Origin of the sequence: Bradyrhizobium sp. CER78, from assembly GCF_029846235.1 — a bacterium.
In the GTDB taxonomy this organism is placed as follows: Bacteria; Pseudomonadota; Alphaproteobacteria; order Rhizobiales; family Xanthobacteraceae; genus Bradyrhizobium.
The window spans coordinates 173957-187245 of the sequence record NZ_JARVWP010000016.1 but is presented as its reverse complement, the minus strand read 5'-3'; the positions used below and the strand labels follow the sequence as shown (position 1 = coordinate 187245).

General features: G+C 64.9%; 9 protein-coding genes. 2 read left to right on the top strand and 7 right to left on the bottom strand.

Going from position 1 to position 13289, the window contains the following annotated elements; genetic code table 11:
- Window positions 1–179 precede the first annotated feature (179 nt).
- Genes QDT69_RS28950 through nirB form a run of 3 tightly spaced genes read right to left on the bottom strand, consistent with a single transcriptional unit; the run spans window position 180 to window position 5627 of the window.
- Window positions 180–2846 (bottom strand): nitrate reductase, encoded by a 2667-nt coding sequence (locus tag QDT69_RS28950; protein ID WP_279709872.1) that lies wholly within the window; start codon window positions 2844–2846, stop codon window positions 180–182.
- Window positions 2847–2856: 10 nt separating this feature from the next.
- Window positions 2857–3186: a nitrite reductase small subunit NirD gene (nirD, locus tag QDT69_RS28945; protein WP_279709871.1), complete on the bottom strand. Its 330-nt coding sequence runs from the start codon at window positions 3184–3186 to the stop codon at window positions 2857–2859.
- Window positions 3183–5627, bottom strand: coding sequence for a nitrite reductase large subunit NirB (gene nirB / locus QDT69_RS28940; protein WP_279709882.1), 2445 nt, complete (start codon window positions 5625–5627; stop codon window positions 3183–3185). Before nirB ends, nirD begins: the two co-directional genes overlap by 4 nt.
- 650 nt (window positions 5628–6277) lie before the next feature.
- Here nirB and QDT69_RS28935 point away from each other — a divergent pair.
- Window positions 6278–7537: an MFS transporter gene (locus QDT69_RS28935; RefSeq protein ID WP_279709870.1), complete on the top strand. Its 1260-nt coding sequence runs from the start codon at window positions 6278–6280 to the stop codon at window positions 7535–7537.
- 33 nt (window positions 7538–7570) lie between these two features.
- A complete protein-coding gene (locus QDT69_RS28930; RefSeq protein WP_279709869.1) occupies window positions 7571–9298 on the top strand; it encodes a bifunctional protein-serine/threonine kinase/phosphatase in 1728 nt (575 codons plus the stop codon).
- Between the two features lie 231 nt (window positions 9299–9529).
- Here QDT69_RS28930 and QDT69_RS28925 read toward each other — a convergent pair whose 3' ends face one another.
- The 4 genes from QDT69_RS28925 to QDT69_RS28910 form a co-directional block, all read right to left on the bottom strand.
- Entirely contained in the window at window positions 9530–10159 is a 630-nt protein-coding gene (locus tag QDT69_RS28925; protein WP_279709868.1) for a hypothetical protein, read from the bottom strand.
- Window positions 10156–10695, bottom strand: a complete 540-nt coding sequence (locus QDT69_RS28920) for a c-type cytochrome (protein ID WP_279709867.1) — start codon at window positions 10693–10695, stop codon at window positions 10156–10158. Before QDT69_RS28920 ends, QDT69_RS28925 begins: the two co-directional genes overlap by 4 nt.
- A 68-nt stretch (window positions 10696–10763) precedes the next feature.
- Window positions 10764–12536: a PQQ-dependent dehydrogenase, methanol/ethanol family gene (locus QDT69_RS28915; protein ID WP_279709866.1), complete on the bottom strand. Its 1773-nt coding sequence runs from the start codon at window positions 12534–12536 to the stop codon at window positions 10764–10766.
- 134 nt (window positions 12537–12670) lie between these two features.
- Window positions 12671–13171, bottom strand: coding sequence for a copper chaperone PCu(A)C (locus tag QDT69_RS28910; protein WP_279709865.1), 501 nt, complete (start codon window positions 13169–13171; stop codon window positions 12671–12673).
- Window positions 13172–13289 lie beyond the last annotated feature (118 nt).

Genomic DNA, 13289 nt, shown 5'->3' with positions numbered 1-13289 from the left:
CCACCAGCCCTCAAGGTGAATCACGATTTATCCCGCTAGGGAATCCCTCTCGATTCCGCCAGATCGGAAAATGCTCTAGAGCGTGATCCGGAAAAGCGCGAAGCGGTTTTCCCTCGCGACAAACGCGAAGCGCTTGCGCGGAGATCATGCATCGCGCAGCTCAAGCCGATAGCGGGAGTCTAGGACGCGATCGCCGCCTGCCGCGGCTGCGCGGTGGCGCCGATCAGCTTGCCGATCTCGGGCCTGCAGCCGCCGCAATTGGTGCCGGCCTTCAGGCAGCGGCCGATCGCCTCAATGCTGTCGGCGCCCTTCCTGATCTCGGCGGTGATCTGATGCCGTCCCACGCTGAAGCAGGAGCAGACGATCGGGCCGATGTCCTCGCCCGCCCCGAAGGGCCGTCCTGCGAGCAGCGCCATCCGCGCATTGGCCGACAATTGCTCCTCGGCGAACAGACCGGTCAGCCAGGCCCGCGACGGCAGCGAGTGATCGGGCGCGATGAACACGCAGCCTTCGAGCCGGCCGTCGCGCACCGCCGCGTAGCGGAAGCGGCCCGCCGCCGGATCGCGGTAGGCGATCCATTCGATCTCGACACCTTCAAGGCCGAGCTGCGCCATCGCCCAGTCGCGCCAGCTTTCTGGGCGGACGTCGAGCGCGAGCTCCAGCCTCGTGCAGTCGCCGGCCTTGCCGTAAACCCAATAGCCCGACGCCGGACGCTTGATCGCGTCGCGGCTCAGGATAAAGGCGTGCCATTTCGGCGCGTAAGGATCGGCCTTGACCGGCGTGTGCTTGGACTCCGGCTGGCCGGACAGCGGATCGACCGCCGGATTGACCAGCGCGTTGACGCGGCCCTCACCCGCGAACTCCTCGTTCCAGTGCATCGGCACGAACACGCAGCCGCGGCGCTGGTCGGCGGTGACCACGACCCGCGCGATCATCTCGCCCCATTCAGAGGTCAGCCGCACCAGCCCGTCGCTCTGCACACCGGCCTGCCGCGCGTCGTCGGGATGGAATTCGGCATAGGGCTCGAAGACGTGCGACAGCAGCCGACCGGTCTTTCCGGTCCGGGTCATGGTGTGCCACTGATCCCTGATACGACCGGTGTTGAGCACCAGCGGAAAGTCGCGGCTGGTGGCGTGGCGCGCGGCGCGCGGCGCCACCGGCACGAAGCGCGCCTTGCGGTCGGGCGTGAAGAATGTCTGGCTCTCGAACATCCGCGGCGTGCCGGCCGGATGCTCCGATGTCACCGGCCACTGCACCGGCGCCAGCGCGTCATAGGCACCGTCGTCGAGAACAGCCAGCGCCGAGATGTCGAAATCGCGCCGGCCGTCATTCTCGATGCCCGACAGTTCGGCGTGCTCGCGGAACACCTCCGCGGCTGACGCGTAGTCGAAGCCCGGATATCCCATCCGGGTGGCGACGTCGCAGATGATGCGCCAGTCGGCGCGCGCCTCGCCCGGCGCGGCAAGGAACGGCCGCTGCCGCGAGATCCGGCGCTCGGAATTGGTGACGGTACCGTCCTTCTCGCCCCACGCCAGCGCCGGCAGCAGCACGTCGGCATGGCGCGTGGTGTCGGTTTCGCGCATGCAATCCGTCACCACGACGAGCTCGCAGGCCTCGAGTGCGGCCCGGGCGCGGTCGGCGTCGGGCAGGCTCACCACTGGATTGGTCGAGATGATCCACACCGCCTTGATGCGGCCGTCGGCGATCGCGTCGAACATGTCGACCGCCTTCAGCCCGGCCTTCTCCGCAATGACAGGCGCGCGCCAGAACCGTTGCACCAGCTCGCGATGCGCGGGATTTTCGATCTCCATATGCGCGGCAAGCTGGTTGGCGAGCCCACCGACCTCGCGGCCGCCCATCGCGTTGGGTTGCCCGGTCAGCGAGAACGGCCCCATGCCGGGACGGCCGATGCGTCCGGTCAACAGATGGCAATTGATGATGGCGTTGACCTTGTCGACGCCGCTCGACGACTGGTTGATGCCCTGCGAGTACAGCGTGACGACGCGCTCGGTCCGGGTGAACCAGTCGAAGAACAACCCGACCGCGCCTTCGGTCAGGCCGCAGGTCGCAGCCGTCTGCGCCACGGTCTGTCCCGCCACCTGCTTGAGCGCGTCGACGACGCCGGTCGTGCAATTGCCGACGAAGCTGCGATCGACCGCGTTGCTGCCGGCGAGGAATGCGAACAGCCCGTTGAACAGCACGGAATCGCTGCCCGAGCGCAGCGGCAGATGCAGATCGGCGCCCTCGCAGGTCGCGGTGCGGCGCGGATCGATCACCACGATCTTGCAGACCGGGTTCTTCTCCTTGGCCGCCAGCATGCGCTGGTGCAGGATCGGATGGCACCAGGCGGCATTGGAGCCGACCAACACCAGGAGATCCGCCTGCTCAAGATCCTCGTAGCAGCCTGGCACGGTATCGCTGCCGAACGCGCGCTTGTGCCCGGCGACGCTGGAAGCCATGCAGAGCCGCGAATTGGTGTCGATATTGGCGGTGCCGACAAAACCCTTGGCGAGCTTGTTGATGACGTAATAGTCCTCGGTCAAAAGCTGGCCGGAGACATAGAACGCGACCGCGTCGGGCCCGTGCTCCCTGATGATCCGGTTAAAACCGTCGGCGACGCGATCGAGCGCGTCGTCCCACGCCGCGGGCGCGCCATCGATGACAGGTTCGAGCAGACGCCCGTCAAGATCGATGGTCTCGGCGAGCGCCGAGCCCTTGCTGCACAGCCGGCCGAAATTGGCCGGATGCTGCTTGTCGCCTTCGACCCGGACCACGCCCGCCGCGTCCTTCGACGCGATGACGCCACAACCGACACCGCAATAAGGACACGTGGTCTTGACGGGCATCGCCTGACGCTCAGCTCACCGCAGCCGCCTGCCGCATCGACAGCCAGACAATGCCGTTCTCGACCTTGGCCGGATGAGTGTGTGTGCATCCTTCATCGGGTGCGACCGCCTGCCCGCTCGCAAGCTCGATGACGAAATTATGCAGCGGACAGGTGACGCGCTTGTTATGCACGATGCCCTGCGACAGCGGCCCGCCCTTGTGCGGGCAGCGGTCGTCGAGCGCGAACACCTCGTCGCTCTCGGTGCGGAACACAGCGATGTTGCCGCCGGGGGTGCGCACCAGGCGCGAGCCGAGCCGCGGAATGTCGTCGAGTGCGCCGATTTCGATCCATCTGGTCATGCGAGCTCCAGTTCGGCGAGAGGCGCGAATTCGTTGCGGTCGACGCCGCGGCTGGCGCGCTCGGCCCACGGATCGGTCTGCGCGAACTGCTGCGAATAGGCGAAACGGGCGAACAGCGCCTTGCGGTTGGTGATGTCGTCGACCACCCGCTTCCTGATCTGCTCGAGACCGACGCGGTCGCACCATTTGTACATGCGCTCGAGATACCAGCCTTCCTCGCGATAGAGCTGGGTGAGCGCCACGATCACCTCGAGGCAGTCGTCCTCGGTCTCGACCTTGGTCAGGAACTCGGTACCCTTGATGTGCAGGCCTGCGGCGCCGGCGAAATGGATCTCGTAGCCGGAATCGACGCAGACCACGCCGACATCCTTGCAGGTCGCTTCCGCACAGTTACGCGGGCAGCCGGAGACGCCGAGCTTGACCTTGGCCGGCGTCCACGAGCCCCACATGAACTTCTCGAGCTTGACGCCGAGGCCGGTGGAGTCCTGGGTGCCGAAGCGGCACCATTCGGAGCCGACGCAGGTCTTCACCGTGCGCAGGCCCTTGGCGTAGGCGTGGCCCGACACCATGCCGGCGTCGTTGAGATCGGCCCAGACCGCCGGCAGGTCCTCCTTCTTGACGCCGAGCAGGTCGATGCGCTGGCCGCCGGTGACCTTCACCGTCGGGATGTTGAACTTCTCGGCAACGTCGGCGATGGCGCGCAACTCGCTCGGCGTGGTGACGCCGCCCCACATCCGCGGCACCACCGAATAGGTGCCGTCCTTCTGGATGTTGGCGTGGACGCGCTCGTTGATGAAGCGCGACTGCTGGTCGTCGCGGTATTCGCCGGGCCAGGTCGCGAGCAGATAATAGTTCAGCGCCGGGCGGCAGGAATGGCAGCCGTTCAGCGTCTTCCACTCCATGAAGCGCATCACGGCGGGAATGGTCTTGAGCTGCTGCTCGATGATGACGCGGCGGACGTCGTCATGGCTGTGATCGGTGCATTTGCACAGCGGCTTGACCTTCGGCGCCGCCGAATAGTCGCCGCCGAGCGTGAACGCCAGCATCTGCTCGACGAGGCCGGTGCAGGAGCCGCAGGACGACGATGCCTTGGTATGGGCGCGGACGTCGTCGAGCGTGAACAGCTTCTTCTCCGAGATCGCCTTGACGATCGCGCCCTTGCAGACGCCGTTGCAGCCGCAGATCTCGGTCTCGTCGCTCATCGCGGCAACCGAGTTCTGGCCGCTGACGCCGCCCTCGCCGAGATTGGCGGCGCCGAACACCAGGCGCTCGCGCATGTGCGAAACGTCGGTGCCGTCGCGCAAATGCTGGAAGTACCAGGGGCCGTCGATGGTATCGCCATAGAGCACGGCGCCGACGATCTTCTTGTCCTTCAGGATGATGCGCTTGTAGACGCCGCGATTGGCGTCCTGCAGCACGATCTCCTCCTTGTCCGGCCCGGGCGCGAAGTCGCCGGCCGAGAACAGGTCGATGCCGGTGACCTTCAGCTTGGTCGAGGTGACCGAACCGTCATAGGTGGCAAAACCCTTCATCGCGAGGTGATTGGCGCAGACCTTGGCCTGGTCGAACAGCGGCGCGACGAGACCGTAGGTCTGGCGGCGGTGCTGCACGCATTCGCCGACCGCATAGATGCGGCCGTCATAGGTCTGCATGGTGTCGGACACGACGATGCCGCGCTCGCAATAGAGCCCGGCCTTCTTGGCGAGCTCGAAGTTCGGGCGGATGCCGACCGCCATCACGACCAAGTCAGCCGGCAGCTCGGTGCCGTCGCCGAAGCGCACCCCGGTGACGCGATCCTCGCCCAGGATCGCCTGGGTCTGCGCCGGCATCTTGAACACCATGCCGCGCTCTTCCAGCGACTTGCGCAGGAGACCGCCGGCCACCGGGTCGAGCTGACGCTCCATCAAGGTGTCGAGCAGATGCACGACCGTGACGTTCATGCCGCGCTTCATCAGGCCGTTGGCGGCTTCGAGGCCGAGCAGGCCGCCGCCGATCACGACCGCGTTGCGATAGTCGGTCGAGGCCTTGATCATGCGATCGACATCATAGATGTCGCGGAAGCCGATCACGCCCGGAAGCTCCTTGCCCGGCAGCGGCAGCATGATCGGGTTTGAGCCGGTGGCGACCAGCAGGCGGTCGTAGGGAACGCGCTCGCCTGCCTCGGTGACGACTTCGCAGGTCCGGCGGTCGATCATGCTGATCGTCTCGCCCTTGCGCAGCGTGATGTTGTTGTCCTCGTACCAGTCGGCGGTGTTCAGCATGATGTCGTCGACGGTCTTCTCGCCGGCGAGCACCGGCGACAGCAGGATGCGATTGTAATTGCCGTAGGGCTCGGAGCCGAACACGGTGATGTCGTAGAGATCGGGCGCGCGCTCGAGCAGCGCCTCCACCGTGCGGATACCGGCCATCCCGTTGCCGATCACCACGAGCTTCTGCTTGATCACCTTGTCGAGCATGGTCTGCCTCTCAATTCCGATGACGGTGCTCAGCGACGCGGCGCGCGTCGTCGATCGACACCGATAAGGTTTGGAGTTGTTAGGAAGCCCAGCCGCGGGCGCAGACCGTCCTCAATGACGATCGATGTTCCGTTAGTGAATAATATTCAAAACGCGTGCCAACTCGCGGCAGGCAAGTTTGACAGTAAAATCAATCGGTTTCCGGCGACATCGAATCAGCCTGATAGCGCGCCGCCGAGAATGCTGGCCGATTTTTTAGCCACGCCGATGATCTCTTGTGCATCACAGCATCGGCGTCAGCGATGATGATCGCGAGCCCGCGATCGACGTGCCACCGCATGCCGATGGCGCATCGCACAAGAAAGCGTCAGCGTGCGCGTTTGCGCGGCGGCGCTTGCTGCAAGCCACGCCAATTCCGATCGCAGAATAATGTTCGCGATCTCGCTGCAACGTCTTGCGACTGCAAGGCAAAGCGATGCGATCGATTCGATGGCACGCAAATTGCTGACTTCATCTGTTGACGGAGTGCGTCTCAACGACGAGCGCGCTCACGCATTCACCCACATTCGATTTATCTGCGCCTGAGAGAGCCGCTTCCACGGCTGTCTCCGCCGCATCAACGCGAGACGCTTGCGATGAAGCTAGCCGAGTTCAAGAAGGCAGGTCACTGGCCGACCCTGCTTGCGGCGTTCCTCTACTTCGACATCAGCTTCATGGCGTGGGTCGCGCTCGGACCGCTGATCGTCTACATCGCGCGCGACATGAATCTGGCCGTGAACGAGAAGTTCACCCTGGTCGCCATTCCGGTGCTTGCCGGCGCGCTGCTGCGCGTGCCGATGGGCATTCTCGCCGACATCATCGGTGCCAAGCGCACCGGCATCATCGCCCAACTTGTCGTGATCGCCGCGACCGCGTCGGTCTGGCATTTCGGGCTGTCCAGCAAGCTTGCGATTGAGCTGTTCGGGCTTGCGCTCGGCGTCGGCGGCGCCTCGTTTGCGGTCGCGCTGCCCCAGGCCAGCCGCTGGTATCCGCCGCAATATCAGGGCGTGGTGATGGGGATCGCCGGCGCCGGCAATATGGGCGTCGTGCTCGACACGCTGCTAGCGCCGTCCATTGCAGAGCATTGGGGTTGGCAGGCCGTGTTCGGCTGCCTGCTGATTCCGATGCTGATGGTGCTCGCCTACTACGCATTCGCCGCCAAGGACGCGCCGGGCGAGCGCAAGAAGATCTCGCTGAAGGCCTATGGCGCGCTGCTGAAGGATTCCGACAGCCGCTGGTTCATGTTCTTCTACTTCATCACTTTCGGCGGTTTCGTCGGCCTCGCCAACGCGCTGCCGCTCTATTTCACCGTGCAGTATCACGTCTCCGGCGTTGCGGCCGGCATGTTGGTCGCGCTGATCGTCGCCTTCGGCTCCGGGTTCCGCCCGGTCGGCGGCATGATCGCCGATCGCATCGGCGGCATCCGTTCGCTCTCGATCCTGTTCGGCGTCGTCGTGGCCGCCTATGTCGTGATCGCCTTCATGCCCGAAGGCCCGGCGGCGGCAACGCCGGGCGGCTGGGCACTGACCGAGCTGCCGCGCATCGCCTGGGTCTCGGTGCTACTGTTCTCGATCGGCGTGCTGGCGCTTGGCATGGGCAATGGCGCGGTGTTCCAGCTGATCCCGCTGCGCTTCCGCCACGAGATCGGCCTGATGACCGGGCTGGTCGGCTGCGCCGGCGGCGTCGGCGGCTTCTTCCTCGCCCAGACGCTCGGCTATGCCAAGGGCATGACCGGCGGCTTCGGCGCCGGCTTCCTGTTCTTCGGCGCGCTGGCGTTGCTTGGCTTCATCGGACTTGCGATGGTCAAGGTCCGCTGGCGCACCACGTGGGGCGCGGTGTCGGGAGCGCGCGTCTGACAGCCCGCTCCCTCGGGAGAGGATAGCTCGGACGTGGCGAACGGCGCGCAACGGCATTTGCAGCGAGACCTGCAAAGGGATCTCGGCGTTCGCTTAGGCTTCGCCAGCGAGACCGGCAAGCGCGCCGCCAATGAGGACTATGTCGCGGCCTGCCTCGGCCAGCCGGGCACGCTTCACCGCGATGTCGTGGCCGCGGTCGCCGACGGCGTCGGCGGCCACAAGGGCGGACGCGAGGCCGCAGAGGTCGCGGTCCGCAGCTTCATCGACGCTTATTATTCGCTGCCCGAGACGCTCGGCGTCCGCCGCCGCGCCGCGCGGGCGCTGGAAGCCGCCAACAGCTGGATCTATGGCCAGGGCCGTGTCGATGCCGCGCGCAGCGGCATGGCCTGCGCGTTTTCCTCGATCATCCTGTCGCGGCGGCAATGCCATGTGATCCATATCGGCGACACCCGCGCCTACCGCCTGAGCGAGGGACGGCTGGAGCGACTGACGCAGGACCATATCGCCGGCCGCGGCGACCTTGCGCATATGCTGAACCGCGCCATCGGTTTCGAGGAGTTCGCCCGCTTCGATTACACGTCGGTCGGGCTCCGGCAACATGACCGTCTCCTGATCTGCAGTGACGGGGTTCACGGCGCGCTCGACGATGGCCGCCTCCAGCAATTGCTGGAGGAGCGCACGCCGCCCGACGAATCGGCGCGCAGCATCGTCGATGCCGCGCTTGCGGCCGGCAGCAGCGACAATACGACCGCGCTGGTGCTCGACGTCGTCGACTTGCCGCCAGCGGATCGCGGCGATCTCACCCACGCGATCGCAACGCTGCCGATCCTCGACCTGCCGCAAAGCGGCGAGGTGATCGACGATTTCGCGCTCTCTGACGTGCTGTCCGACGGGCGTTACAGCCGTTTGTTCAAGGCGACCGACAAGCGCGCCGGCCGCGACGTCGTGCTGAAATTTCCGCATCCGCGGGTTGCCAGCGAAGGCTCCTACCGCCTCGCCTTCGTGCGCGAGGCCTGGGTCGCCGCACGGGTGCGCAGCCTGTGGATCGGCGAGATCATCGAGGTGCCGGCGGAGCGGCAGACCCGGCTCTATTCGGCGATGCCGCTCTACGAGGGCGAAACGCTGGAGGAAAGGCTCAAGCGGGCGCCGCGGCTGTCGCTGACCGAGGGCATCGCGATCGCGACCAAGCTGGTGCGCGCGGTCACGGCGCTGCACCGCGCCGGCATCATCCATCGCGACATCAAGCCGGACAATGTGATCCTGCTGAAAGACGGCGGGTTGCGGCTCGTCGATCTCGGCGTCGCGCGCGTGCCGTTGCTGGAGGATTTTCCCGCCGAAGATATTCCAGGCACGGCAAGCTACATGGCGCCCGAACTGTTCGGCGGCAAGGCCGGCGATGAGGCCTCCGACCTGTTCGCGCTCGGCGTCACCGTCTACCGCATGTTCACCGCGAACTATCCGTTCGGCGAGATCGAGCCGTTCTCGCGGCCGCGCTTCGGCAAGCCCGCGCCGCTGTCACGCTATCGCCCGGACCTGCCGGCCTGGCTCGATGCCGTGATCGGCAAGGCGCTCAGCGTCGAGCCGGCACAACGCTTCGGCGATGCGATCGAGTTCGCGCACGAACTGGAGAACGGCGCGACCTGGGCCGGCCCCGCCGTCACCACCCGCAAATCGCTGCACGACCGCGATCCCGTGACCTTCTGGAAAGTGCTGTGCGCCATCCTTGCTCTGGTGATCGTGGTGCTACTGGCGCGGCATTAGCACGATGAGATTTGGTTAAAGCAGCCTGTCCGCGGATTCGCTTCGCCTCTCCCGCCTGCGGGGGAGGCCGACGCGCGCAGCGCGGCGGGTGGGGGCTCTCTCCTCAATGCGACTCGCGGAGAGAGCCCCCACCCCAGCCTTCCCCCGCAAGCGGGAGAGGGAGCGCACCACCTTTGCGACTGCGATTCAGCCCTATCTCATTGCACTCTAGCCCGGCACCACCCCAACTCGTTACGACCCGGCGCGGCGGATCGTGATTCGGGTCTCGTCGGTCATGTCCTTGAGCTCCTTGTTCGGCTCACGGTAGAGGTGACGTTCGATATCGACGGTACGGCCATCGGTGGTCTTGCTGCATTTTTCATCGACGAATACCCCGCCGACCTCCAGTCTGTCGCCGCCCGGCTTCGCCTCCGAGCAGCTCCAGCCGTCCTCGCCGTAGCGCGACTTCGCCTGCAGGCCGAGCAGGAACGCCTTCTTGCGCAGATAGAGCCGCGCCTTCGGATCGGTCTCGATGGTCAGCGCCGCGATCCTGGCGTCCTTGTCGATCATCACGGTCAGGATCGCCGGATGGCCGGCGACCATGGTGCCTTCCCGCGCAGTCTCGCGATCATACTCAAAGCGAATACCGCGCAACTGGTCCGGCCCTTCCGGGCAGTTCGACCATTGCGCCCATTCCGCCAATCTGTCGGTGGTCTTCTCTCCGGCGCAGGTCAGGTTGATGTATCCCGCATCGGGAACTTTGCTGATCTCCATTCCGACATTGATGTCGCGCAGGTCTCCCGCCGTCGCCATCGCCGGCACGGCTGCCGTCACGGTGGCGGCGAAGACCAATCCGCGGATTGCCGATCTCTGCTTGCTCATGGCTTCTTCTCGCTCTGGTCGGACGGCGCGGCGGCATGGCCGGCCTCCTTGTAGATATTGCAGACGCGCGAGCCGTCGCCGAAGAAGGCGATGCACTCGTCATAGTTCGGCTCACCCTTGCCCTTGACGTGGGCGAGCACATAATCCGCGACGGCCTCGATCTCGTTCGGCCGCAGGAACACGTTCGCCTCCGGCGGCATGCGGTCGGCGACATCCTGCCGGCTCATCTCGTAGCATTTCGTGGTGTCGTAGGAGCCGCGCACGAAGAACGGCATGCCGGTGCCCGGCCGCCCGCACGTCACGGTCTCGATGATCTGCTCCTTCGTCAGCTCGGTCTTGCGCAGCGACAGCGCGTCGCCGCCATAGCCGCCGCCGCCATTGCCGTGCCATTTGTGGCAGCCCATGCAATTGCCGCGCTTGAACACCGCCTTGCCCGCATCGGTCGGATCGCTCGCCGACTGCGCATGCGCCGTGCCAATAAATCCCATCACGAGCGCGCAGCCGAGCCACGCGCCAACCAGCCAGTTGTGCTTCATTTGTTTTTGTTTCTCTGAACCAAAATTACGCGGGAGGCTCCGGTCGGAAGCCTCCCGCGCGTGCGACGTCAAAGGGCGAACACGTAGAGCATCGAGCCCGGCTGCATCCGCTTCAGCTCGGGCGTTGCGTCGATGAACCACTTGTCCCAGGCACCGCCGAGGCCGACCAGGACCGCGACATACTGCTTGCCGTCGACCGAGAACGTCATCGGGGGCGCGTTGAGACCGCCGCCGGTGTTGAACTCCCACAGCTTCTGCAACGACTTCGCGTCATAGGCGATCAGCTCACCGGATGGCTGTCCGGAGAACACGAGATCGGGCGTCGCCAGGATGCCGCCGAGGTTCGGGAACTGGGTCTCCGCCTTCCCCGCCACCTTGCCGGTGGTGACGTCGATCGCGGTCACGCTGCCCGTTATCTTGACGTTCTGGCTCGGCCCGCCGCCGGTGAAGAACTCGCGCGCCTTGACCTTGTCCGGCGTCATCTCCTCGACCTTGATGTGGTTGCAGCTTTCGATGACGGGAATGTACCAGAGCTTCAGGTTCGGATTATACGCGGTCGGCGGCCAGTTCTTGCCGCCCATGTTGCCGGGGCAGATATCCGTTTCCTTGTTGGTGCGGCTCGGCGTGACCGAGGCGTTGTACTTCTGCACGCCTTGCTTCGGATCATATTCCACCGGCTTGCCGGACTCGGGATCGAGACCCTTGGTCCAGGTCACCTTCTTGACGAAGGGCAGACCCCAGACGAACTTGCCGCTGTTGCGATCGATCGCATAGGCAAAGCCGTTGCGGTCGGCCTCGAGCGCGAGCTTCAGCGTCGTGTTGTTCGGACCGGGGACGTCGACCAGCACGTTCTCCGCCACGCTGTCATAGTCGTAGGGGTCGTTCGGCGTGTGCTGGTAGTGCCACTTGATCTTGCCGGTGTCGGCATCGAGACCAAGCGACGAGTCGGTGTAGAGATTGTCGCCGGGCCGGTATTCATTGTCCCAGTCCGGTCCGGGATTGCCGACGCCCCAAACGATGGTGTTGGTCGAGGGGTCATAGCTGCCGGTGACCCAGGTTGAACCGCCGCCGCTCGCCTTGGCGTTCTTGTCGTCCTTCCAGGTCTCCGCACCCGGCTCGTCCTTGCCCGGGATGGTGTGGGTGCGCCAGACTTCCTTCTGGCTGTTCAGGTCGGTCGCAGCGATCCAGCCGCGAATGCCGTATTCCGCGCCGGCTACGCCTGATATCGCCTTGTCCTTGACGATCAAAGGTGCGCCGGTGATCACCTCACCCTTGTCGGGATCGGCGACCTGACGCTGCCAGGCGACCTGCCCGGTTTCCTTGTTGGTCGCGATCAGGCGGCCGTCGAGCGTGTGCGAGATGACGAGGTTGTTCCACAATGCGACGCCGCGATTGTCGACGCCGCAGCAGGCGACCGCGCCGGCCCAGTCGTGGTCGGTCTTGGGATCCATCTTCCAGACCAGCACGCCTTTGCCGCCATGCGCATCGATCTTATAGACCGAGCCCCAGCCGTCGGTGACGTACATGAATCCGTTCTCGACGATCGGAGTTCCCTCCAGGCCGCCATGCGCCCAGATTCCGCCGCCCTCGACGCCGCCGAGATGCATGGTCCAGGCGACCTTCAGATTCTTGATGTTGTCCTTGTTGATATCCGCCAGCGACGAGAAGCGGGTCGCCGAATAGTTCTTGTGATGGTGCAGCCAGTTGCCTGCTTCCTTGTCAGCGTTGAGCAGACGGTCCTGGCTGACATCTTCGGCGAGCGCGAACGAGCCCGCGAGGGTCGCAGCGGATGCTACCGCCGCCGCGAGCATATGAGACTTTACCCAATTCAACCTTGTCATAGATGCATTTCCTCCGGATCTAGCATTCTTCATTGATCGAACCGCCCGTCACATACGGACAATCTCGCGAGAAGCCCTGAGTCCCGGCGCATGGCTGTGCCATCCGCCGCCTTCTTTATTCACTTATCCTGCGGTCACTTCTGGACCTGTACCTCCGTCTCGATGGTGCCTGCTTTCTGGAAAACGACCGCGCATTTGAACGTCTCGCCCGGCGTGAGCGCCTGACGCAGCTGCAGCAGCATCACGTGATAGCCGTCGCGCTTCAGCTCGAGTGTTCCCTTGGCCGGGACTGGTATATTGGATATCGATCGCATGGCAGGCGCGCCTTCGCCGCGATCGACGGTGTGCCGCTCGGAAAAATTCGCGACCGGGCAGCGGACACGGAGCAGCGCATCGGCGCTGTCGGCCTCGTTCTTGATCGTCATCGTCAAGGGAAGATCCCCGCCCGCTTTGTCGACCGCCGCTACGCGCGCATCCACAATTGCCAAGGATTCGTTCGCGACGGCGTTACGCATCACTCCGAACGTGCTGATCAGGCAGAATAATGGCAACGCGATCCAAGACCCATACTTGACGGAGTTGCACTTAATGTTTCTGCACGCAACGGCGCAATGCAACCCCCGCTCGAACGGCATCAAGTTTTCTCCCGACATGATTTTCGCAGCATTGTTTCACGCTTCGCCGCACGCGGCCAGCGATTGAAGATCGGGAACCCTGCATCAATGCGATTTCGGCGCGCATAGCGGTCATGCT

Bases quoted from the DNA above. Each gene is read 5' to 3' on its own strand.
- QDT69_RS28950 (WP_279709872.1), bottom strand. From the start codon at position 2,846: ATGCCCGTCAAGACCACGTGTCCTTATTGCGGTGTCGGTTGTGGCGTC.
- nirD (WP_279709871.1), bottom strand. From the start codon at position 3,186: ATGACCAGATGGATCGAAATCGGCGCACTCGACGACATTCCGCGGCTC.
- QDT69_RS28935 (WP_279709870.1), top strand. From the start codon at position 6,278: ATGAAGCTAGCCGAGTTCAAGAAGGCAGGTCACTGGCCGACCCTGCTT.
- QDT69_RS28925 (WP_279709868.1), bottom strand. From the start codon at position 10,159: ATGAGCAAGCAGAGATCGGCAATCCGCGGATTGGTCTTCGCCGCCACC.
- QDT69_RS28920 (WP_279709867.1), bottom strand. From the start codon at position 10,695: ATGAAGCACAACTGGCTGGTTGGCGCGTGGCTCGGCTGCGCGCTCGTG.
- QDT69_RS28915 (WP_279709866.1), bottom strand. From the start codon at position 12,536: ATGACAAGGTTGAATTGGGTAAAGTCTCATATGCTCGCGGCGGCGGTA.
- QDT69_RS28910 (WP_279709865.1), bottom strand. From the start codon at position 13,171: ATGCCGTTCGAGCGGGGGTTGCATTGCGCCGTTGCGTGCAGAAACATT.